This window comes from Epilithonimonas sp. (assembly GCF_056329745.1).
Window position 1 is genome coordinate 145,494 of the sequence record NZ_JBWEYV010000003.1, and the last position, 22,444, is coordinate 167,937.

The following is a 22,444-nucleotide window of genomic DNA, read 5'->3' on the forward strand; positions in this document are numbered from 1 at the left end:
ATTGAATATTGTATAAAGATTTTTAATTTGAATAAACAAACTATCACAGCAGCGTCCTTTCTCTGATGTTGAATAATAAAAAAACCAAACAGATTTTCAATAATCTGTTTGGTTAAAGGTTTAAGTGCATTAACAGAGGTTTACATCGCCTCCATCTTAAATGTCATGCTTTCTATCACTTTCAGTATGGCTTCTACCGTATCCATCGAGGTCAGACATGGCACGCCGTTTTCAACAGACATTCTGCGGATTTGGAAACCGTCGCGTTCGGACTGCTTTCCTTTGGTCGTTGTATTCACCACATATTGTACTTTTCCTTTTTGGATCAGATCGATTAAGTTCACATCTTCTTCCCCGATTTTGTATCCGATTTTGGTTGGGATGCCTTTCTCTTCGAAGAATTTGGCAGTTCCTTCGGTTCCCCAAATCCTGAATCCGATATTGTAAAATCTCTCTGCAATGGCCGCCGCTTCTTCCTTATCGGCATCGGCAACGGTAAAGAGAATTGAACCGTGGGTTGGGACTTTTCTTCCTGCTCCAATCAATCCTTTGTACAAAGCTTTTTCCAGCGTAGAATCTTTACCCATTACTTCCCCTGTAGATTTCATTTCTGGCCCGAGAGAGATATCCACTTTCGTCAATTTGCTGAATGAGAAAACCGGAACTTTCACGTAGACACCTTCTTTATTCGGAACCAATCCTGAGGTGTAGCCCAAATCTTTAAGCTTGGCACCCAAAATGGCTTTGGTGGCCAGTTTTGCCATAGGAACTTCTGTAATTTTGGATAAGAAAGGAACCGTTCTGGATGACCTTGGATTCACTTCTATCACAAAGACTTCACCATTTGAAATCACATATTGGATATTCATTAACCCAATAACTTTAAGACCTTTCGCCAAACGTATGGTGTAATCTTCCAGAGTTTTAACCTGATCTTCAGTCAGATTTTGTGGCGGATAAACGGCGATTGAATCTCCTGAGTGGACACCGGCCCGCTCGATATGTTCCATAATTCCTGGGATAACAGTCGTTTCACCATCACAGATAGCGTCCACTTCCACTTCTTTCCCGGTAAGGTAACGGTCGATTAGCACCGGTTGATCCGGGCTTGCTTCCACCGCATTTTCCATATAGTGAGCGAGTTCATTTTCGTTATAAACGATTTCCATTGCGCGACCGCCCAAAACATAACTCGGACGAACCAAAACGGGATAACCGATTTCGTTGGCAATCACAATCGCTTCTTCTTTTGAGATCGAAGTTTTCCCTAGCGGTTGAGGAATTCCCAATTCTTGCAACGCTTTCTCGAATTTATCCCTGTTTTCGGCACGATCAAGATCTTCTAGGGAAGTTCCCAAAATCTGAACGCCGTGAGCGGCTAATTTATCCGCTAAATTAATCGCCGTTTGACCACCAAACTGAACCACCACGCCTTTTGGCTTTTCAAGTTCGATGATGTTCATCACATCTTCTTCGGTGAGTGGTTCAAAATAGAGTTTATCCGAAATTGAGAAATCTGTGGAAACTGTTTCCGGATTATTGTTGATGATAATCGCCTCATAACCCATCTCCTGAATAGCCCAAACCGAATGCACCGTAGCGTAGTCAAACTCAACGCCCTGCCCGATTCTAATAGGCCCGGAACCCAGAACAATTATTTTCTCTTTATCAGAAACCACACTTTCGTTTTCTTCTTCGTAAGTACCGTAGAAATAAGGTGTTTCCGATTCAAATTCGGCCGCGCAGGTATCTACCATTTTGTAAACCGGCATAATGCCGTTCTCTTTCCTAAACTGGAAAACTTCTTTTTGAGTTGTTTCCCAAAGATGCGCAATATTAAGATCTGCAAAACCTAATTTTTTAGCTTCGAGGAGAATATCTTTATTGAATTTGTTGTCTTTGATGGTTGTTTCAAAATCAATCAGTTTCTTGATTTTCCAGATAAAGAATTTGTCAATTTTGCTCCATTCCACAATCTGTTCCCAATCGTATCCTTTGCGCAATGCATCTCCTATAATAAATAACCTTTCGTCATCACAAACCCGGATTCTTCTTTCGATTTCTTCAGGCTTTAAAGCATCGGCCTGCTTTTTCTTTAATCCCAAATGACGAAGTCCCGTTTCCAAAGAGCGGATGGCCTTCTGTAAAGATTCTTCGAAATTTCGTCCGATGGCCATCACCTCGCCGGTCGCTTTCATCTGGGTTGACAATCTTCTATCAGCAGTTTCAAATTTATCGAAAGGGAATCTTGGAAACTTGGTCACTACATAATCCAAAGCCGGTTCAAAACAAGCGTAAGAGGTTCCGGTTACCGGATTCATAATTTCATCCAAAGTCAAACCAACTGCGATTTTAGCAGCGATTTTGGCAATCGGATAACCCGTAGCTTTACTTGCCAAAGCCGAAGAACGCGAAACCCTTGGATTAACTTCAATAATAAAATAATTGAATGAATGCGGATCGAGTGCTAACTGAACGTTACAACCACCTTCAATCCCCAAAGCTCTGATAATTTTCAAAGATGCATTTCTGAGCATTTGATATTCTCTGTCGGAAAGTGTTTGCGAAGGTGCCACCACAATAGAATCCCCGGTATGAACGCCGACAGGATCGATGTTTTCCATATTACAAACCACAATGGCATTGTCGTTGGAATCTCGCATGACTTCATATTCAATTTCCTTGAAACCAGCGATGGATTTCTCAATCAGGCACTGCGTTACTGGAGAGTATTTCAGTCCTAATTCTGAAATCTCCTTTAGTTCTGTTTCGTTGGCAGCAATTCCGCCACCTGTTCCGCCCATTGTAAAAGCAGGACGCACAATCACAGGATAACCGATTCTTTCTGCAAAAGCCAAAGATTCTTCTACCGTATGCACAATGTCAGAGTCGGGCACCGGCTCGCCCAGCTCACGCATCAATTCGCGGAACAGATCCCGGTCTTCTGCCTGATTAATCGCAGACAATTTTGTACCCAAAACTTCCACTTTGCATTCTTCAAGGATTCCAGATTTTTCCAGTTGTACGGCCATATTAAGCCCGGTTTGTCCGCCCAAAGTTGGCAGCAAAGCATCGGGTCTTTCTTTGCGAATGATTCGGGAAACGAATTCCAAAGAAATCGGTTCGATATAGACTTTGTCGGCAATTTCCACATCCGTCATAATGGTTGCCGGATTGGAATTGATGAGAATCACTTTGTAACCTTCTTCTTTCAGAGACAAACAAGCCTGTGTCCCCGAATAATCAAATTCTGCCGCCTGACCAATAATGATTGGCCCCGAGCCGATTACTAAAATTGTTTTTATGTCTGTTCTTTTCATTTTTTTTTCACAGGCTTTACCTGTGGCTATTATTGTTGCACCACTTTGTGGCTCACTTGAATGACAAATATTTCTTTAATTCTTACTTTTAAACTCCTCCATTAACTCAATAAACTCATCAAATAAATAATTGGCATCTTCCGGGCCAGGACTGGCTTCCGGGTGATATTGTACCGAGAAACAAGGATGAGTCTTGTGCTTGATGCCTTCATTAGTACGGTCGTTCAAAGCAATGTGCGTTTCTACCAAATCGGTGTTTTTCAAAGATTCCTGATCAATTGCATAACCGTGATTTTGGGAAGTGATGGCGACTTTGTTTTTTGCCAAATCCAAAACCGGATGATTACCACCTCTATGCCCGAATTTCAGTTTGTAGGTTTTTGCACCACAAGCCAAACCAATCAACTGATGGCCTAGGCAAATCCCGAAAATCGGAACTTTACCCAGTAATTTTCGGATAGTTTCGTGAACGTGAGGTACATCCTCCGGATCACCAGGACCGTTGGAAAGCATAATACCGTCCGGATCCATCAAAAGGATTTCTTCGGCAGTAGTATCCTGGGAAACCACGATAATATCGCAATTTCTGGCAGAAAGTTCGCGGATGATTCCCAACTTAGATCCAAAATCCATTAGCACCACTTTAAAACCTCTTCCTGGCGCTGCATAAGGCGTTTTTGTAGATACAAACTCCACCTGATTGGTTGGGAAATTCGTAGTATCAAGATCCTGAATAACTGTGTTTTCATCTGCATCAGCATTCACGATTTTGCCTTTTACAACGCCTTTATTACGGATTAAACGGGTTAATCTTCGGGTATCAATCCCTGAAATTCCGGAAAGGTTTTTCTTTTTAAATAATTCATCCAATGTCAATTGTGTCCTGAAATTGGATGGCAAATCGCACAATTCTTTTACGATAAGACCTTTAATGGCAGGTTCTATGCTTTCGTAATCATCACGGTTGATGCCGTAATTCCCAATCAGCGGATAGGTCATACAAACGATTTGCCCACAATAACTGGGATCAGAAATCAGTTCCTGATAGCCCGTCATACCGGTATTGAAAACCACTTCACCAGAAGTGTCCTGGTCTGCACCGAACCCTGTCCCATGAAATACTTCGCCGGATTCTAATATTAATTTCTTTTTCATTTTTAATTTTTATCAAACGTCAAACTCTTCGACAAGCTCAGAGTGACAGTTTAAAGACTTACTTTAGATTTTTACTCAAAAAAAACACGCCCTTAAGCGTGAATTATATATTTAAATTTCGGAATCGGTAAATTTGAAACCTTTTTCTTCCAAATCAAATTTCAAAATTGCCATTCTTGCAAATACGCCGTTTTGCATCTGTTTAAAAATCCGCGATCGCTTGCACTCTACCAAATCAGAATCTATCTCTACACCTCTATTGATAGGCGCCGGATGCATCACAATGGCAGTGGGTTTCATCATCGCTTCGCGTTCCTTGGTCAAGCCAAATTTCTTCAGATAATCTTCTGATCTAAAATTAAAGCTTCTCTCGTGGCGCTCGTGTTGAATTCTCAACAGGATCAAAACGTCCACTTCTTTCACCAGATTATCAAACTGCATATAAGTCCCGTTTACCAACATCCCTTCATCAAACCAAAATTCGGGTCCGGAAAAGTACACCTTGGCACCCAATCTCCTGAAAAGCCCTGCCCCGGAATTGGCCACCCGGCTATGCTTTACATCGCCAACAATCCCAATTTTAAGACCTTCTATTTTTCCAAATTCCTGCGTGATGGTCAATGCATCCAGAATAGCTTGGGAAGGATGACTGCCTGCGCCGTCTCCAGCATTAACGATGCTCAGCTTGGTATCCTTCAGCTCATCATAATAGCGTTTCTGAGGATGCCTGATTACAGCAAGTTCCACTCCTATCGCCTCTAGGGTTTTAATGGTATCCAGAAGGGTTTCGCCTTTGGCAATAGAACTTTTATCGGCTTCAAAATCGATGACCTTCAGTCCCAGTTTTTTCTCGGCAACCTCAAAACTCGTTTTGGTCCTGGTGCTGTTTTCAAAAAATAGGTTGGCAGCAAAAACATCACCGTTGATCTTGCTGGTTTTGCCATCGGCAAACTGCTGTGCCTCTGTTAAAATTTTCTCCAGACTGCTGGTGGAAATGCGTGAAAGCTTAATCATAATTCAGATTTTTAAATAAAAAAAAACGAAGCCTAAAAAGACTTCGTTAAATATAAAAAATATTGTTGTTGTCGGCAAAGCTGCCAACTGTATTTGTCGCTAAATTCTTTATCAGATTCATTGCGTGCAAATATACCACTATTTTTTTTATTATGAAATCTTATTCACAATATTTTATGTTAAATCAATGAACTTCTGTTCGTGGTCCTTTCTGTCATTTTTTTTCTTTACTTTTGAAAGAATGATATTTTGCTATGAGCCTTGACAAAAAAGACAAATTAATTCTTCAGCTGCTTCAGGAGGACTCTACCCTCTCGGTCAAAGAAATCTCCGAAAAAATCGGATTGACTTTTACCCCTACTTATGAGCGGATTAAAAACCTCGAAAAACAGGACATTATAGAAAAATATGTGGCGATCCTGAACCGGGAAAAACTCGGCATCAACATCGTGGTCTATTGCAATGTCCGCCTAAAAGAGCAATCCCAAAAAACCCTGATGGATTTTGAAGAATATATTACCGCTTACGACGAGGTGCAAGAAATCATCAGCCTCTCTGGCGAATATGACTATATGCTGAAAATCCTGGCTACAGATATTAATTCATACAACACATTTGCCGTAAAGGTCATCTCTAATAGTCCCAACATCGGTCAATATCACAGCTCTATTGTTCTTCACGAGGTTAAAAAAACCACTAAGTTCAAGCTGGATTAGACCAATTCCTCATCCAACTTAACCCAATAATTTATCCCTCAATTTGTTGAACTGATATTCGATTTCATCCAGGCAAAGGTTACCCAAACTGCCCTGGTGAGAATGGTTCAGCTCTTTGTAATCGTATTCAAAAGCGTTATTCTCTATCTCCTGCCCGATTTGGATGTATGCATCCCGGAACGATTTCCCGTTTTTCACTTCTTCGTTGATTTTCTCTACGCTGAAGATATATTTATACTTATCCTCATCCAGAATATGTTCTCTTACCTCAATATTCGGCAGTGTGTAAGCCAAGATCTCCAAACATTCTTTTAGGGAATCGATGGCCGGGAAAAGGATTTCCTTAGTCATCTGCAAATCCCTGTGATAGCCAGATGGGAGATTATTGGTCACCAAAATCAATTCGTTAGGCAAAGACTGGATCCGGTTGCATCTTGCTCTTACCAGCTCAAAAATATCCGGATTTTTTTTGTGCGGCATGATACTGCTTCCGGTTGTAAATTCTTTCGGAAAGCTGATAAAATCAAAATTCTGGCTCAGGTAAAGGCAAACATCATAAGAAAACTTAGACAAAGTTCCTGCTAAAACGGACAATGCATTAGCCAGTAATTTTTCTGATTTCCCACGCGTCATCTGTGCATAAACCACATTATAATTCAAAGTCCTGAATCCTAACTTATAAGTCGTACTTTCCCTATCCACAGGAAATGATGAACCATAGCCGGCTGCCGAACCCAAGGGGTTTTTGTTAATGATATTCTTGGTTGCGAACAGCAGCTCCAAATCATCTACGAGAGATTCTGCATAAGCGCCAAACCACAAGCCGAAAGATGATGGCATTGCGACCTGAAAGTGCGTGTAGCCTGGCAACAACACATTTTTATGTTGATTGGCTTTGTCTTTCAGTATTTGAAAAAATGAATCTGTAAGCTCGGTAATTTCCCGGATTTCATCAAGCAAATAAAGTTTGATGTCCGTCAAAACCTGATCATTCCTTGATCTTGCGGTATGGATTTTTTTTCCGGTTTCGCCGAGTTTTTCAATCAGGATGGCTTCAATCTGAGAATGGATATCTTCTGCCGTTTTATCGATCTCGAAGCTGCCTTTTTCGATTTCGGAAAGAACTTCTTCCAAAACCGAAACGATTGCCTGCTCCTCATCCAGACGTATCAGTCCAACTTCTGCCAGCATCTTGGCGTGGGCAATGGAGCCTACAACATCGTACTTTGCCAGCCTATCATCAAAATCAAGATCTTTACCAACTGTAAATTTGGTCACTAAATCATTGGTTTTGATATTGTCTTTTTGCCAGATTTTTTTCATTTTAATCAATTTTAAGACATTAGATTATAGAGATTAGAAGCTAGATTCAATTTGGTTTTCTAATTTCTAAAAGCTCAATTCTAATGTCTGTTAAAGAACTTTTTCTAAAATTTTGATATAAATATCAATCCCTTCCCGGATCTCGTCTATGTAAACAAACTCGTCTGCCGTGTGAGACCTCAGGCTGTCGCCCACACCCAATTTTACCGATGTACACGGAATAATGGCCTGATCCGAGGATGTTGGCGAACCATAAGTAGTCCTGCCCAACGCAATCCCAGCCTGAACAAACGGATGACTGATATCTATCCTAGACGAGTTGAGGCGGAAAGATCTTGGCGTCAGTTTGGATTTCATCTGCGACTGGATAATTTCGAAAACTTCCCTGTTATTATACTCATCCGTCACACGCACGTCCAGCGTGAAGTTGCATTTCTCGGGAACCACATTATGTTGCGTGCCGGCATTGATAACCGATAAAGTTACTTTCACTTCACCCAAATAATCTGAAACTTTAGGAAATTTAAAGTCCAGGATGGTCTGCAAATCCTTCATACACTTTACAATAGCATTGTCATCATTTGGATGTGCCGCGTGGGAAGGCGTTCCCGTCATTTCGCCATCAATAACCAAAAGACCTTTTTCTGCAATCGCAAGGTTCATTTTGGTAGGCTCGCCAACAATCGCCAATTCTACATTTGGAAGTTGTGGGAACAAAGCTTCGATGCCGTCTAAACCTGAAATCTCCTCTTCTGCCGTCAACGCAATAATGAGGTTGTGAGCTAAATCTTCGGCTTCATAAAAATAAAGGAATGTCTGTGCCATTGCCACCAAAGATGCACCGGCGTCATTGCTTCCCAAACCGAATAACTTTCCGTCTTTTTCCACCGGAATAAAGGGATCCAGCGTATAAGCTTTGTTGGGTTTTACCGTGTCGTGGTGCGTATTGAGCAGGATGGACGGCTTGGCCGGATCAAAATGTTTGTTGGTTGCCCAGATGTTATTTTTGAATCGGTTGACAGCAATATGATGTTCGTTAAAAAAACCTTCTATAATAAGTGACACATTATATTCGTCACGGCTCATAGAGGGTGTTGCAATCAATTTTTTAAGTAACTTGACGGCATTTTCCGTTAATTCTTCGCGGCTAAAGACAGATTTCAGTTCCTTCATTTCCTTGTAATATTTGAGCTGACAGTTTTTTTTCGTTAATCAAAAATACTTTTTTCACGCCATTTTCTTTGGCCAGAAAAGCATTGTGTAATTTGGGTAAAATACCCTTGTGAAGTTTTCCCTCGGATTTAAGCTGAAGGAATTCTTCTTTATTAATGGTCTGCAATGTGGAATGGTCATCCTCCACATTTTCCAAAACGCCGTTTTTATCAAAACAAAACAGCAGTTCCGTATCCCATTTTTCTGATAAAGACTGAGCGATAGTTCCGGCAATCGTATCCGCATTGGTATTGAACAGATTTCCCATTTTATCGTGAGTGATCGCAGAAAACACCGGAACCAAACCCAGATTTATCATATTAACAATCAACTCCTGATTGATACTATTTTTATCGATATCGCCTACAAAACCAAAATCAATGCTTGGGTGCTGGCGTTTGCTTGCCTGGATAGCATTGCCATCGGCCCCGGAAAACCCAATGGCATTACAACCAAGATGCTGCAGTTTGGCCACGATATTTTTATTGATATTCCCGGCATACACCATTGTCACAATATCCAGCGTGGCTTTATCCGTAATCCTACGACCATCAATCATCTGCTGAGGAACGCCTAGTTTTTCAGCAAGCGTATTGGCTAATTTACCACCACCGTGCACCAGTATTTTGGGAGCATCGATCCCGGAAAACTGAATGAGAAAATCGTTCAATGACTTTTCGTCATCAATTAGATTCCCGCCAATTTTTATGATATATAATTTTTGCATTCCTTTCCCTAACCCTCCCAAAAGTAGAGGGAACTTTTATAAATTATCCAAAATTTCGCTGAAAACTGTTTGGGCAGAAAAAATCCTGTTTTTGGCCTGCTGATAAATTATGGAATGATCGCCATCCATCACCTCGTCACTCAATTCCAGATTTCTACGAACGGGCAAACAGTGCATCACCTTGGCTTGATTGGTATTTTCCAACTTTTCATTAGTCAGCATCCACTCATCCTCCACTTTTGGCATCGCGGCATAATCATCGAATGACGACCAGTTTTTGACATAAACAAAATCTGCATCTTTTAAAGCTTCGTCCTGATTATGGATGACAGGCGTATCTTTTGTAAATTTTTTGTCCAAGTCATAGCCCTCCGGATTGGTAATCACAAAATCAACATCCATCTGCTGCATCCACTCGGTAAAAGAATTGGCGACGGCGTGGGCAATCGGTTTGATATGCGGTGCCCAGGTCAAAACAACTTTTGGTTTACGTTTTTCTGTCCAGTTTTCTGTAATCGTAATGCAGTCCGCCAAACTTTGCAAGGGATGTCTTGTCGCTGATTCTAGGGAAACAACCGGAACTTTTGCATATTTCAGGAACTGGCTGAGGATACTTTCTTTCACATCATCTTCCTTATTTTTCATCCCTGCAAAACATCGCACGGCAATGATGTCACAGTATTGGTTTAGTACTTCTATTGCATCTTTGACATGTTCCACCGTATTGCCATCCATCACAGTTCCGTCGGCGAATTCGAGATTCCAGGCTTCCTGCGCGGCGTTAAGAATCAAAACATTCAGTCCGAGATTCTGAGCTGCAATTTGTGAACTTAACCTTGTCCTAAGGCTGGAATTCAAGAAAACAAGACCAATCGTTTTCCCTTTACCTTTGGTTGGATTTACCAACGGGTTTTCTTTTATTTCTAAAGCTTTTGCAATGGTGTCTTGCAAATTATCTATATCGTAAACGGATGTGAAATTTTTCATTTTGAAGATTTTTTGAACGCAAAGCGCGCAAAGATTTTTACTAATTATTGAAAATATTTTAAGGTTCGCAAATCGAAGATTCATCGATGCCTTTAAAATCAAATAATAAATTGATATAAAGGCGCTTACGCTCAGCTATACAATTTTAAAACATTCACTTTGTCATTCCGTAGGAATCCCAATGTTTAGATTCCTACGGAATGACAAAAATTACGTTTTTAATTCTCTGTTAAAACCTGTTGTTTCTCATCAATCGCTTTCAAAGTTTTTTCCAAAGCATTGATGAACAAATCGGATTCTTTTTCGGTGATGTTGAGCGCAGGTAAAATCCTTAGAACACTTTTGTCATTGGCATTTCCGGTAAAAATAAAATGCTCAAACAACAATTCTTTCCTGACATCCGCACAAGGCTGATCCAGCTCAATACCCATCATTAGGCCACGCCTTTTGATTTTTTTGATATGAGGGAAATGTTTAATTTTCTCTTCGATGTACTTACCAATTTTTTCAGCATTTTCGATTAAGTTTTCATTCTCAATGACTTCCAAAACTGCCAATCCGGCAACGCAGGCCAAATGATTACCGCCAAATGTGGTTCCCAGCAATCCGTAACTGGCCTTGAATTTTGGACTTATCAAAACGCCGCCCATCGGGAAACCATTCCCCATTCCTTTTGCCACCGTAATCAAGTCCGGTTTGATGTCGAATTCCTGATGCGCAAAGAAGTTTCCTGAACGTCCGTAACCCGACTGAACTTCGTCCAGAATCATAACCGCATCGTTTTCTTGGCACAACTTTTCAACCGTTAAAATGAAATCTTCAGTCAACAAATTGATACCGCCAACACCTTGAATCCCTTCTACAATAACCGCGGAAATTTCGTTCTGGTTTTCTGCAAAAATCCTTTTCAGTTCTTCTGAATTATTGAATTCACACTTGATGAAATTATCGGATTCATTGACCGGCGCTACGATTTTTGGATTATCAGTTACCGCAACTGCCGCAGAAGTCCTACCGTGAAAAGACTCTGAGAAATACACCACTTTCTTTTTCCCGTTATGGAACGATCCCAGTTTCAAAGCATTTTCATTGGCTTCCGCCCCAGAATTGCACAGGAATAAAGAGTAATCTTCATAACCTGATAATTTCCCCAGTTTATCTGCCAATTCTTCCTGAATTTTGTTCGCTACAGAATTGGAATAAAAACTGATTTTCTCCAATTGATTTCTCAGTTTTTCTACGTAATGCGGATGATTGTGACCAATGGAAATCACAGCGTGACCACCGTAAAAATCGAGGTACTGCTGTCCGTTTTCGTCCCAAAGAAAAGAACCCTGGGCTTTTACCGGATTGATATTGAAAAGTGGATATACGTTGAATAAATTCATAATTTTTATAATTGATAATCGATAAATGATTATTGATTAATTTTTGAACACAAAGGTCACAAAGTTTCTTTTACTACTAACAGTTTTTAAGTTCACAAAGCCTCTTCGCTCAGATAAGCTCAAAACATCATTTTTTTTATTTATAAACGCTTCGACTCCGCTCAGCGTAGCATTCTAATGTTAAGCATTGTCAGCCTGAGGTTCTCGAAGACTTATAACTAATTCTTTCTTTAATTTTTTGGCTAAAGCCAATTTATATTTATCATTTGTTGAATGGGCTAAAGCCCAATCCTATTGATGTTTTTTAAAATGCTAAAGGTTTTAAATTCAAACCTAAATTTTGTTCCCAGCCGTTGGCGATATTCATATTCTGAACTGCCTGTCCCGATGCACCTTTCAAAAGGTTGTCAATCGTGGAATGAATGGCAATTTTGTTTCCTTGTTTTTCGATTTGGATCGCACAGAAATTGGTGTTAATCACCTGCTTCATATCAATCGGTTTTTCTGAAATTTTTACAAAAGGTGACTCTTTATAAAAGTCTTGATATAATGTGTAAATTTTTTCTAATTCCAAATCACAATTTATAATAGAACTGGTGAAAATCCCCCGGGCAAAATCGCCGCGCCAAGGCACAAAATTAAGTTCTACTTCATCTTGATTTAAAGAATTAACCTGCTGTAAAATCTCATCTACGTGCTGGTGATTCAGAGTTTTGTAAGCCGAAATATTATCGTTACGCCACGTAAAATATGTGGTTTTTTGCAGAGATTGCCCGGCTCCTGTAGAACCTGTAATTCCCGTTGTGTAAACATCCTTCAGCAGATTTTCTTTTGCCAAAGGCAACAATACCAGCTGGATGGATGTTGCGAAACATCCCGGATTGGCAATGCTTTTAGCTCCCGCGATTTCATTAAAATAAATCTCTGGCAAACCGTAGATAAAATCCCTGTTTTTAAAATGACCATCTAAACGGAAATCATTGCCCAAATCGATGATTAAAGTGTCGTCGGAAATTGGATTTTCATTTAGCCAGTTTTGACTTTCTTTGTGAGGAAGGCAAAGGAAAAGAATATCCACCGGCTGAACAGCATCAGCTAAAGTCAGTTCGCAAACCTCTTCCAAGTCCGGATACAAATCCGAAATTTTAATTCCGGCATTGGAACGGCTGAACAAGAACTTTACTTCTGTATTCGGATGAAAAGCCAGTAACCGAACAAGTTCGCTTCCTGTGTAACCATTGGCTCCGATGATTCCGACTGATTTTTTCATTTTAATTTTTAATATTTTGAACGCAAAGAGCGCAAAGATTTTTTTATTTTCAAACTGCTTTTAAGTCGCAGATTTTTCTGATTTAACAGGTTTATCATTGAATTGCACGCAGCCCGGCTTGAGCGGAGCTCTTTTTCTTTTTTGAAAAAAAAGAAAAAAGCGGGAGCGGAAGACGGATTAAGCTGCCCTAATGATTCTAATCCTGCCTATTAACCTGATGGTATATATTGAGCGAGTTGCTAAGGATTTTGGTAAAACCTTTGACATCATCGCCACTCCAAGCCAAGTTTTCTTCACCATAGCTACCAAATTTTGAAGCCATCAAGTCATTTTTGGATTCGATGCCGTTTAAAACAAAACGGTAAGGATGAAGCGTGATGAAGACTTTGCCATTCACGGTTTTTTGGGAATCCTGCAAAAAAGATTCGATATTACGCATCACAGGATCTAGGAAAAGTGCCTCGTGAAGCCAGTTTCCGTACCAATCTGCCAGTTGTGATTTGATGGTTTGCTGGTATTTTGACAAGGTATGCTTCTCCAGCAAATGATGCGCCTTGATGATGATGGATGCCGCAGCAGCCTCGAAACCAACACGGCCTTTGATGCCAACAATGGTGTCTCCAACGTGGATATCACGCCCAATCCCGTACGGCGAAGCCAGGGCTTCGATTTTCTGGATTGCCAAAACAGGATGCGAAAATGTTTCCCCATTGACGGAGAATAATTCACCTTTTTTGAATTCGATTTCCAGTTGAGACGGCTCTGTTTTTTCTACCTGAGACGGAAAAGCCTCTTCTGGAAGGTTATTTGCAGATGTCAACGTTTCTTTTCCACCAACGGAAGTTCCCCAAAGCCCTTTGTTAATGGAATATTTGGCTTTTTCAAAATCCATATCGTAGTTATGATCTTTCAGAAAATCGATTTCCTGCTGTCTGGATAGGCTAAGATCACGGATAGGTGTTATGATTTCGATTTTCGGATACATTACCTGGAAAATCAAATCAAAACGAACCTGATCATTGCCTGCGCCGGTACTTCCGTGCGCAATGGCATCAGCACCTATTTCCAAAGCTACCTCAGCAATCGTCTGTGCCTGAATGGTTCTCTCCGCACTTACAGACAATGGATAAGTATTGTTTTTCAGCACATTGCCAAAAATCAAATACTTAACACAGTCATTATAATATTTCTCTGATGCATCCACAAAACGGTAAGAAGCAACGCCCAATTTTTGTGCTTTTTCCTGAAGAGAGACCTCATCAGATTGGTCAAAACCACCAGTGTTCACCGTAACGGCGTGAACTTCGTAACCCAAAGTTTCACTTAGATATTTAGCACAGTAAGACGTATCCAAACCACCACTAAAGGCTAAAACAACTTTTTTATGCATTGTTATTTTTGATTGATTCAAAATTGTTATTATTCGATTCTTTAAGGTTTTCCGGGATAAAAAGCATCGCCGTGCAAAGACAGTTTTTGCGTTCTTTTTTCATCAGGATATCATAATTAATACAGTTTTTACAGCCATTCCAGAACTGGTCATCCTGAGTCAGCTCAGAATAGATGACCGGCTTGTACCCCATTTTGCTGTTAATTTTCATTACAGCCAAACCAGTAGTCAGACCAAAAATCTTGGCATTGGGATACTTTTCCCTAGATAGCTGAAAAATCCTTTCCTTAATATGGGTCGCCAAACCAGCATTCCTAAACTGTGGTGATACAATTAAGCCCGAATTGGCGACATATTCGCCATTGGTCCAGGTTTCTATATAACAAAAGCCTGCCCAGGTGCCATCATCATCAATAGCAATCACAGCATTGCCTTCTGAGATTTTTTTACTCAGATAGTCAGAAGAACGCTTAGCAATCCCTGTTCCGCGCTTTTTCGCGGAATCTTCCATTTCGTTTCTAATTTCTTCTACATATATCAAATGATTCTCTGTAGAAACTTCTAATTTCATTGATATTATCTAAATTAAGGAGCAAAAGTATAATTATTTTACTTTATAAACCAAATATTACAGATAATTTTATCTGTTAATTATATTTTAACAACATTATTATCTTTGAGTACAAAACCAATTTTGCTAAATTAATATATCTTTGCTAAAATACTATAGCTATGCAAAACCAATGTCCGAAATGTAGCAATACGCAAGTATCAAAAAGCGGTATCATTAATGATAAGCAAAGGTTCTATTGCAAAAATTGCAACTATTATTTCACGGTTAAAAAGCTGGGAAAACAGATTGATGATTATTACGTAACCAAGGCTCTTCAACTCTATCTGGAAGGATTAAGCTATCGGGAAATCGAGCGTATCATCGGCGTTTCGCACGTTACCATCAGTGCCTGGATCAAAAAATACAATATTGTAAGGCCACCACACTCAGACTTTCATCCGGTTTATAAAATCCTGAAACAGAATGAATTAATTGAATACATTTCTCAGGAAGGTAACTTGGACAATTCTGGATTAATTATCACACAATTCGCTGATAAGTATATGTTGATTAAATGGGAACGTTTCAAGAAGTAAGAGGTTTCAAAATTATTTCATCAATAAAATTGATCAATTATAGACAAAACTATATCATTAGCAATAATATATATTAAATTTTCGTAAACAAAATATTAATAACAATTTGGCAATCACAAAATAAACACCAAATTATTATTAATTTATGAAGAAAATTTTTTATTCATTAGGAATAGTTTTTTTGATTCTTCATCAAAATAAACTTCAAGCACAAGAGGTGACTAAGGAAGAACTTCTTAAAAGAATTGAAGCTCTTGAGGCCGATAAAAACAAGGTTAAAGAATGGGATGTTTCTTTCTACGGTTGGGTTAGGACAGATTATATTTTTGATTCTAGACAATCTGCTTATGTAAGGGAATACAATCTCAATCTATACCCACTTGATGAAAAAAGAGACGCCAATGGCAAAGACATCAACGGTGCAGGTGCAAGCAATTTCCTTTCCCTAACCACCCGCTTAGGAACCAAGATTAAAGGACCAGATGTTTGGGGCGCTAAAGCAAGTGGCCAAATAGAAGCCGATTTTTTTGGTAATACAGAGCTAAACAAAACATCCGCAGGCTCTGGCAGCACTGGCTTATTGCGATTAAGACATGCATTCGCAACATTGGATTGGGGAAAAACTGTTGTCACCTTTGGACAAACCTGGTATCCTGCATTTATACCAGAGGTTTATCCTGGCGTTGCTAACTTCAACACCGGCATCTTGTTTAATCCTTTTGGATGGGCTGGCCAAGTTAAAGTAACCCAAAAATTAACACAAGAACTTTCTTTTACCGCTGCTGCTTATAAAGACCGTGAGTTCCAGACTGCTTCTGCAAGCGGCGCATCGGCAAACAGCGCAACCTTCAACTCCAGCATACCGTCATTACACGCAAGATTACAATACAAAACGAAAAATATAATGGTAGGGGTAGCTGCAGAATATCAATCTTTGAAACCTGTTATCGAGTCTAATAATCTCGCTTCTACCGAAAAAGTAAATTCTTCTAATTTCTTAGCTTACTTTCTCTATTCCAATGATAAAATTATCGCAAAAGCTTACGGAATAACGGGAGGAAATCTCAATCACTTTGTCATGTTAGGTGGATTTGCAGGATACAAAGAACCCAATGGACAAGAATCTTATAAGCCTACCAAAACAACATCTGCCTGGGCAGATCTTGCAAGTGCCAACCCCAAAATTGCACCGGGAATATTTTTTGGCTACACTAGAAATAGTGGTGTTGACTCTGGCTTTCAAAATCTTTACATAAGAGGCAACTCAGGTAACCGGATTCTTGACCATGTTTGGAGAACTTCTGCCAGAGTTGATTTCAAAAAAAATAAATTCAGTATTACTCCAGAAATAGAATACACTTCTGCCAAATGGGGTGATACAAACCCCGAAGCCAAAGCTGAAAACAATCTTAAAACAGTCGGCAATCTACGTGGACTCGTTAGAGTTATGTATTCTTTCTAATTAATTAACCAAATAAACATAAATATATGAGCGATCTACATCACGAACAGTACGAAAACCTGAGCGATAAGCAGAAAAACCGCACCATCTGGAGCGTAATTATGGCTTCCTCCCTGGGAACCCTTATCGAATGGTATGATTTCTACATCTTCGGCAGTTTGGCCGTTGTTTTGGCTACCAAATTTTTCCCTGCGGATAATCCAACGGCGGCGTTCCTATCTACATTAGCCACCTTTGCGGCGGGATTTGTGGTAAGGCCTTTCGGAGCATTGTTTTTCGGGAGACTGGGCGACTTAATCGGAAGAAAATACACCTTTCTGGTTACGCTTCTCATTATGGGATTTTCAACATTCCTTATCGGCTGTATCCCAAGTTATGAAACGATTGGTTTTATGGCACCGGTTTTAGTTTTGATCCTTAGACTTTTACAAGGTTTGGCCCTGGGAGGTGAATATGGCGGTGCAGCAACCTACGTGGCAGAATATGCACAACCTGGAAGGCGCGGCTACTGGACCTCGTGGATACAGACAACCGCAACGGCAGGACTTTTCATTTCATTAATTGTTATCCTGATTACTAAGACGTCATTATCAGCAGAAGAATTTGATGGTTGGGGCTGGAGAATCCCGTTCTGGATTTCGATTTTGATGGTAGGTGTTTCATATATCATCAGAAAAAATATGAAAGAATCTCCCCTTTTCGCGAAAGCTAAAAGTGAAGGTAAAACATCTACCAATCCACTGAAAGAAAGCTTCGGTAACCGTTTCAATTTTAAATTTGTATTGCTTGCACTTTTCGGGGCAGCCATGGGACAAGGTGTGATCTGGTACACAGGGCAATTTTACGCGATGAGTTTTATGCAAAAAGTAATGAATATCGAGTCTACACAGGTCGATTCACTAATGGCATTAGCCCTTTTCCTAGGAACGCCCTTCTTCGTATTCTTTGGATGGCTTTCTGACAAGATTGGAAGAAAAGCCGTCATGATGACCGGGATGCTGGTAGCCATCCTGGCTTACAGACCTATTTACAACGCCATGTTCAAATCGGTGGATACAAGCAACAAAGTGGTAGCAGCGGGCGGAATTACAGAAACTAAAACCGCCAAAGTACACGATGAAATTACTACAGACAGCCTGATTACTTTCCATAAAGAAATTGCTTACACAGATGGAACTCTAATTAAAAAAGACAGCGTTGTCCATTGGTCAGCGGCCGGCATCGCTATGAAAGACGGTAAAGCAGAAGAACCAAAAGTATCAAAATCAGTCAAAATCAGTGATGACACAAGATGGTATCTGGTATTTTTAGTCTTCATTCAGGTGATTTTTGTAACGATGGTTTATGGGCCGATAGCTGCATTTTTGGTAGAGATGTTCCCGGTAAGAATCCGCTACACATCAATGTCTTTGCCATATCATATTGGTAATGGTGTTTTCGGAGGACTATTGCCGGCTGTGGCCACTTATCTGGTTACGACAGGGAAAGAAGCAGGGCATCCGGGCTGGTATCTGGAAGGGCTCTGGTACCCCATTGGTGTTGCCGCCGTCTGTCTGATCATTGGATTGGTTTACCTTAAGCGCAAAAACCAAAATATCCACGATTAATACCATTGATGGATGATAATTAACAACTGATTACTCATCATCAATAAAAAACAAAAAATATATTACAAATTAATTCACGTTTTATTAATTTTAAAAACAAAGAAAAATGGACGGACTAAAAAAAATATTAGGCATCATCTGGATATTACTGGCACTCGTAGTTCTTTATTTTGGGCTTACCGTAATGGGAATCCCGAAACTGACATCGGGTAAGCAAGAAGATCTGGTATTTGGGATTATCATCGTTTTTGTTCTCTTGCCGATAGTGGTTGGCGGACTGGGCGTTTTCGGGTATTACGCCTTGAGCGGTGATTATTCCGAAGAAAATATGTGACACTAAATTACAATTGATAGCTGATAATTGGTGGGTGAAATGTCATCCATCAATTATCTTTTAAAATAGTGGAGAAAGTGGCGGACGGCAAATCTATGCAACGATAAAATAAAACCCCGGATCGCAAATCATTTATCATTTTGATTGATCATTTATGAAAAAACGACACGAGCAAAAGCTGATTTTACTAAGTTTTGGGCTGATGATACTCTTCAGCGCACCCATTATCCTGTTGTTCAATAGCGCCAAAGAACTGTTTGGCTTTCCCGTGATCTATATTTACATTTTTGGCGTGTGGTTTTTATCGGTTCTGATGTCATTTTTTATTATAAAAAAGTACGATGAATAGCCTGTCCCTGTTTATAGTGGTGATTCTCTATCTCGCCCTTCTTTTTATTATTGCCCACCGCGCAGAAAAAAAGAAGAGCAAGATTTGGGTCAACAATCCCTACATCTATGCATTGTCGCTGGCTGTTTACTGCACCGCCTGGACATATTACGGCAGCATTGGCGTCGCCGTGAATGACGGGCTGGATTATCTCCCGATTTACATTGGGCCAATGATCATCATCCCTGCTTGGATCTACATCAACCGCAAAATTATCCGCATTACCAAAATCAACAAAGTCAGCAGCATAGCAGATTTTATATCATTAAGATATGGCAACAGCAGATCATTTGGTGCCATTATAACGCTGGTTTGTATTTTTGGGATTATCCCGTACATCGGGCTTCAGATCAAGGCGATTTCTGAGACCTTCCACCTTGTTACGCAGACACCGGTTTCCAAAAATATATTTTCTGACAATGCCACTTATGTGGTAGTCCTTCTTGCGCTATTTTCGTCCTATTATGGCACAAGATACGTAGATGCGTCAGAAAAACGTTTAGGCATTATCTCCGCCGTAGCGTTGGAAAGTTTTCTCAAACTGATTTTCTTAATCGTTTTAGGAATCTTCGTTACTTTTTTTGCTTTCGACGGATTTTCCGATATTTATGCGAAAGCCAGTAAATTTGCTGATTTTAAAGAGAAAAATACCTTTTCGGGTTTGGAAGGCAGCATCAACTGGATGGTTCTGAGTATTATTTCTGCTTCCGCAATTTTTCTGTTGCCAAGGCAGTTCCACACAACAATTGTTGAAAACAGGCAGGAAAAACATCTGAAAACGGCCATTTGGTTTTTCCCGCTTTACCTGTTGATTTTTAGTTTTTTTGTCTTCCCTATAGCCTGGGGTGGCAGGATTATTTTTGAAGGAAAGGCAGTAAACCCCGAATTTTATTCGATCCTCATTCCGCAGTATTTTAACAATCAATTGATAACAGTTTTGGTATTTTTGGGCGGGTTGAGTTCATCAATATCAATGGTGATTATCTCCAGCATCACCTTGTCTATCATGTTATCCAACAACCTCATTATCCCTTATAGCTGGCTGGATAAACTGAAATCTGACAACGAAACCAAAAACACAAAAAACATCACCAACATCCGTAAAGTCAGTATTTTTATCCTAATTGTCACGGCTTTCATTTTTTATAAATTTTTCATTTTACAGAACAGTTTATATTCGGTAGGTCTCATTTCGTTTGTGGTGATTTCCCAGTTGGGGCCGTCGTTTTTCGGAGCGATATTTTGGAGAAGAGGCAGTTACAAAGGTGCTGTTTTCGGGCTGATTGCCGGGCTCGTTATTTGTTATTTTGGATTGATTATTCCGCAATATTATTTCTCATACAATCAAGAGTTCAAAGGATTTTTGAGGGATTTGTATGACTGGTTCAGCTTTTTCAACATTTCTTATCTGGATAGGATTTCGCAGGTTTTCTTCTGGTCAATTTTGGTTAATTTGGCATTGTTTACAATCATTTCGGTCAGCCAAAAAGGAGATTACCGCGAACGGAATTTTGCCGAAATATATGTTGATATTGATCAGTATATCCAAAATCACGAGAATGCTTTTATCTGGCGTGGAAAAGCCTACGTAGCAGACATCCGTAATATTTTGGTGAAATTTCTTGGCGAGAAAAAAACCGAGCAGGCGATGCGCATCTTTAACCTGAAATATAATATCGATACACGTAATGAGTCTGCCGATGCGCGGTTTATCAAATTTTCCGAAAACCTTTTGTCCGGAAGAATTGGGACGGCATCTGCCAAAATCCTGATCGAAGGCGTGACTTACGAAGATAAAATCTCACTGAAAGAAGTTTTGGAAATCCTAGAAGAATCCAAAGAAAACATCAGCCTCAACAAAAAACTCACGGAACAAAGCCGGGAATTGCGGCAATTATCAGACGAACTAAGCTCTGCCAACGAAAACCTGATCTACAAAGACAAACAAAAAGATGACTTTTTGGATTCGGTGGCGCACGAACTCAGGACACCAATAACCGCCATCCGCTCTGCTGGGGAAATTTTGGCCGATGATGACGATATGCCTTTGGACATCAAGAGGGAGTTCCTCAATAATATCATTACAGAATCTGACCGATTGAATGAGATTATCAATGATATCCTGTACCTAGACAAGCTAGAACACGGCGAAATTGCTTTGAACATCCAAAATAACAATATTACCGAAACTTACGAAAAAGCCTTAAAGCCAATCAGCCATCTGATTTACCAAAAAAACATCCACCTGAGCGAGGTTAATCTACTGTCCAATGCTAACTTTGAGTACGATGAAGCGCGGATGATTCAGGTTTTCCAAAATATTTTGGGCAATGCGCTGAAGTTTACCGATGAGCAAGGGACGATACAAACCAAGTTTCAGGAAAAAGATGGGCAACTGGTGATTTCGATGTTCAATACAGGAAAACAGATTCCGGAAGAAGACCTGGATTTGATTTTTGATAAATTTTACCAATCGAAAAACCAAAACATCAGAAAACCTTTGGGAAGCGGATTGGGATTATCGATCTGCAAAAAAATCATCGAAGCGCATCAGGGGAAAATTTTGGCAGAAAACAGCGGTTTGGGCGTAACAATAAAGATTATACTATGAAAAAGATATTAATTGCTGATGATGAACATAAGATACTGATGTCTCTGGAATACAGCTTCCGCAAACAGGGGTACGAGGTTTTTATAGCCCGAGACGGAACCGAAGTATTGGAATTGCTGAAAACCATTACGCCGGATGCTATCCTTCTCGATATTATGATGCCGAACCTGGACGGTTACAGCACGCTAGGAGAAATAAAAACGATGAAAGAATTAGACCAGACCAAAGTGATTTTCCTGAGTGCTAAAACCAATCCAAAGGATATTGAAAAAGGCTTGAATTTGGGAGCTGATGCTTATGTCACAAAACCCTACTCTATCAAAAAACTGATTCAGCAGATCGAAGAAATGTTGGCGTAAAAAGATAAAAAAACGAAGATAAACTTAGAAAG

Annotated in this window: 19 protein-coding genes; 8 read left to right on the forward strand and 11 right to left on the reverse strand. The window is 39.9% G+C overall.

Annotated elements, in window-relative coordinates:
- Window positions 1-140: 140 nt before the first annotated feature.
- From carB to AC00Y6_RS03765, 3 genes are all read right to left on the reverse strand, one after another.
- Complete coding sequence (gene carB, locus AC00Y6_RS03755) at window positions 141-3,320, reverse strand: carbamoyl-phosphate synthase large subunit (protein ID WP_474489277.1); 3,180 nt, start codon at window positions 3,318-3,320, stop codon at window positions 141-143.
- Window positions 3,321-3,395: 75 nt separating this feature from the next.
- Window positions 3,396-4,475 (reverse strand): carbamoyl phosphate synthase small subunit, encoded by a 1,080-nt coding sequence (locus tag AC00Y6_RS03760; protein WP_474489278.1) that lies wholly within the window; start codon window positions 4,473-4,475, stop codon window positions 3,396-3,398.
- Window positions 4,476-4,586: 111 nt separating this feature from the next.
- Window positions 4,587-5,489, reverse strand: coding sequence for an aspartate carbamoyltransferase catalytic subunit (locus AC00Y6_RS03765; protein WP_474489279.1), 903 nt, complete (start codon window positions 5,487-5,489; stop codon window positions 4,587-4,589).
- Between the two features lie 254 nt (window positions 5,490-5,743).
- On the opposite strand from AC00Y6_RS03765, the gene AC00Y6_RS03770 reads away from it, so the two are divergent.
- Window positions 5,744-6,205, forward strand: a complete 462-nt coding sequence (locus tag AC00Y6_RS03770; RefSeq protein ID WP_474489280.1) for an Lrp/AsnC family transcriptional regulator — start codon at window positions 5,744-5,746, stop codon at window positions 6,203-6,205.
- 18 nt (window positions 6,206-6,223) lie between these two features.
- Here the strand turns inward: AC00Y6_RS03770 and argH are convergent, their stop codons facing one another.
- The 8 genes from argH to AC00Y6_RS03810 form a co-directional block, all read right to left on the reverse strand.
- Entirely contained in the window at window positions 6,224-7,528 is a 1,305-nt protein-coding gene (gene argH, locus AC00Y6_RS03775) for an argininosuccinate lyase (RefSeq protein WP_474489281.1), read from the reverse strand.
- A 90-nt stretch (window positions 7,529-7,618) separates the two neighbouring features.
- Window positions 7,619-8,701, reverse strand: coding sequence for a M20 family metallo-hydrolase (locus tag AC00Y6_RS03780; protein ID WP_474489282.1), 1,083 nt, complete (start codon window positions 8,699-8,701; stop codon window positions 7,619-7,621).
- On the reverse strand, window positions 8,676-9,467 hold the full coding sequence (argB, locus tag AC00Y6_RS03785; protein ID WP_474489283.1) for an acetylglutamate kinase: 792 nt from the start codon (window positions 9,465-9,467) through the stop codon (window positions 8,676-8,678). The genes AC00Y6_RS03780 and argB overlap by 26 nt, the downstream gene beginning before the upstream one ends.
- Before the next feature lie 36 nt (window positions 9,468-9,503).
- Window positions 9,504-10,454, reverse strand: a complete 951-nt coding sequence (locus tag AC00Y6_RS03790) for a Rossmann-fold NAD(P)-binding domain-containing protein (RefSeq protein WP_474489284.1) — start codon at window positions 10,452-10,454, stop codon at window positions 9,504-9,506.
- A gap of 218 nt (window positions 10,455-10,672) precedes the next feature.
- Window positions 10,673-11,842, reverse strand: a complete 1,170-nt coding sequence (locus tag AC00Y6_RS03795; RefSeq protein ID WP_474489285.1) for an aspartate aminotransferase family protein — start codon at window positions 11,840-11,842, stop codon at window positions 10,673-10,675.
- A 304-nt stretch (window positions 11,843-12,146) separates the two neighbouring features.
- Window positions 12,147-13,112 (reverse strand): N-acetyl-gamma-glutamyl-phosphate reductase, encoded by a 966-nt coding sequence (argC, locus tag AC00Y6_RS03800; protein WP_474489286.1) that lies wholly within the window; start codon window positions 13,110-13,112, stop codon window positions 12,147-12,149.
- A 196-nt stretch (window positions 13,113-13,308) separates the two neighbouring features.
- The gene (locus AC00Y6_RS03805; protein WP_474489287.1) at window positions 13,309-14,502 is read right to left on the reverse strand and encodes an argininosuccinate synthase; all 1,194 of its coding nucleotides are present in this window, start codon (window positions 14,500-14,502) and stop codon (window positions 13,309-13,311) included.
- On the reverse strand, window positions 14,495-15,073 hold the full coding sequence (locus tag AC00Y6_RS03810) for a GNAT family N-acetyltransferase (protein WP_474489288.1): 579 nt from the start codon (window positions 15,071-15,073) through the stop codon (window positions 14,495-14,497). The genes AC00Y6_RS03805 and AC00Y6_RS03810 overlap by 8 nt, the downstream gene beginning before the upstream one ends.
- Window positions 15,074-15,234: 161 nt before the next feature.
- Between AC00Y6_RS03810 and AC00Y6_RS03815 the strand changes: the two genes are divergently transcribed.
- From AC00Y6_RS03815 to AC00Y6_RS03845, 7 genes are all read left to right on the forward strand, one after another.
- Entirely contained in the window at window positions 15,235-15,651 is a 417-nt protein-coding gene (locus tag AC00Y6_RS03815) for a transposase (protein WP_474489289.1), read from the forward strand.
- 145 nt (window positions 15,652-15,796) lie between these two features.
- The gene (locus tag AC00Y6_RS03820; protein WP_474489290.1) at window positions 15,797-17,113 is read left to right on the forward strand and encodes a DcaP family trimeric outer membrane transporter; all 1,317 of its coding nucleotides are present in this window, start codon (window positions 15,797-15,799) and stop codon (window positions 17,111-17,113) included.
- Window positions 17,114-17,139: 26 nt separating this feature from the next.
- Window positions 17,140-18,720, forward strand: a complete 1,581-nt coding sequence (locus tag AC00Y6_RS03825) for an MFS transporter (protein WP_474489291.1) — start codon at window positions 17,140-17,142, stop codon at window positions 18,718-18,720.
- A 106-nt stretch (window positions 18,721-18,826) separates the two neighbouring features.
- Window positions 18,827-19,054: a DUF6814 family protein gene (locus AC00Y6_RS03830; protein ID WP_474489292.1), complete on the forward strand. Its 228-nt coding sequence runs from the start codon at window positions 18,827-18,829 to the stop codon at window positions 19,052-19,054.
- A gap of 154 nt (window positions 19,055-19,208) precedes the next feature.
- On the forward strand, window positions 19,209-19,403 hold the full coding sequence (locus tag AC00Y6_RS03835) for a hypothetical protein (RefSeq protein ID WP_474489293.1): 195 nt from the start codon (window positions 19,209-19,211) through the stop codon (window positions 19,401-19,403).
- Entirely contained in the window at window positions 19,396-22,053 is a 2,658-nt protein-coding gene (locus AC00Y6_RS03840; RefSeq protein ID WP_474489294.1) for an ATP-binding protein, read from the forward strand. Before AC00Y6_RS03835 ends, AC00Y6_RS03840 begins: the two co-directional genes overlap by 8 nt.
- Entirely contained in the window at window positions 22,050-22,412 is a 363-nt protein-coding gene (locus tag AC00Y6_RS03845) for a response regulator transcription factor (RefSeq protein ID WP_474489295.1), read from the forward strand. The genes AC00Y6_RS03840 and AC00Y6_RS03845 overlap by 4 nt, the downstream gene beginning before the upstream one ends.
- The last annotated feature ends 32 nt before the right edge of the window (window positions 22,413-22,444 follow it).

Coding starts and splice junctions, on each gene's coding strand:
- carB (WP_474489277.1), bottom strand. CDS start 3,320: ATGAAAAGAACAGACATAAAAACAATTTTAGTAATCGGCTCGGGGCCA.
- AC00Y6_RS03760 (WP_474489278.1), bottom strand. CDS start 4,475: ATGAAAAAGAAATTAATATTAGAATCCGGCGAAGTATTTCATGGGACA.
- AC00Y6_RS03765 (WP_474489279.1), bottom strand. CDS start 5,489: ATGATTAAGCTTTCACGCATTTCCACCAGCAGTCTGGAGAAAATTTTA.
- AC00Y6_RS03770 (WP_474489280.1), top strand. CDS start 5,744: ATGAGCCTTGACAAAAAAGACAAATTAATTCTTCAGCTGCTTCAGGAG.
- argH (WP_474489281.1), bottom strand. CDS start 7,528: ATGAAAAAAATCTGGCAAAAAGACAATATCAAAACCAATGATTTAGTG.
- AC00Y6_RS03780 (WP_474489282.1), bottom strand. CDS start 8,701: ATGAAGGAACTGAAATCTGTCTTTAGCCGCGAAGAATTAACGGAAAAT.
- argB (WP_474489283.1), bottom strand. CDS start 9,467: ATGCAAAAATTATATATCATAAAAATTGGCGGGAATCTAATTGATGAC.
- AC00Y6_RS03790 (WP_474489284.1), bottom strand. CDS start 10,454: ATGAAAAATTTCACATCCGTTTACGATATAGATAATTTGCAAGACACC.
- AC00Y6_RS03795 (WP_474489285.1), bottom strand. CDS start 11,842: ATGAATTTATTCAACGTATATCCACTTTTCAATATCAATCCGGTAAAA.
- argC (WP_474489286.1), bottom strand. CDS start 13,112: ATGAAAAAATCAGTCGGAATCATCGGAGCCAATGGTTACACAGGAAGC.
- AC00Y6_RS03805 (WP_474489287.1), bottom strand. CDS start 14,502: ATGCATAAAAAAGTTGTTTTAGCCTTTAGTGGTGGTTTGGATACGTCT.
- AC00Y6_RS03810 (WP_474489288.1), bottom strand. CDS start 15,073: ATGAAATTAGAAGTTTCTACAGAGAATCATTTGATATATGTAGAAGAA.
- AC00Y6_RS03815 (WP_474489289.1), top strand. CDS start 15,235: ATGCAAAACCAATGTCCGAAATGTAGCAATACGCAAGTATCAAAAAGC.
- AC00Y6_RS03820 (WP_474489290.1), top strand. CDS start 15,797: ATGAAGAAAATTTTTTATTCATTAGGAATAGTTTTTTTGATTCTTCAT.
- AC00Y6_RS03825 (WP_474489291.1), top strand. CDS start 17,140: ATGAGCGATCTACATCACGAACAGTACGAAAACCTGAGCGATAAGCAG.
- AC00Y6_RS03830 (WP_474489292.1), top strand. CDS start 18,827: ATGGACGGACTAAAAAAAATATTAGGCATCATCTGGATATTACTGGCA.
- AC00Y6_RS03835 (WP_474489293.1), top strand. CDS start 19,209: ATGAAAAAACGACACGAGCAAAAGCTGATTTTACTAAGTTTTGGGCTG.
- AC00Y6_RS03840 (WP_474489294.1), top strand. CDS start 19,396: ATGAATAGCCTGTCCCTGTTTATAGTGGTGATTCTCTATCTCGCCCTT.
- AC00Y6_RS03845 (WP_474489295.1), top strand. CDS start 22,050: ATGAAAAAGATATTAATTGCTGATGATGAACATAAGATACTGATGTCT.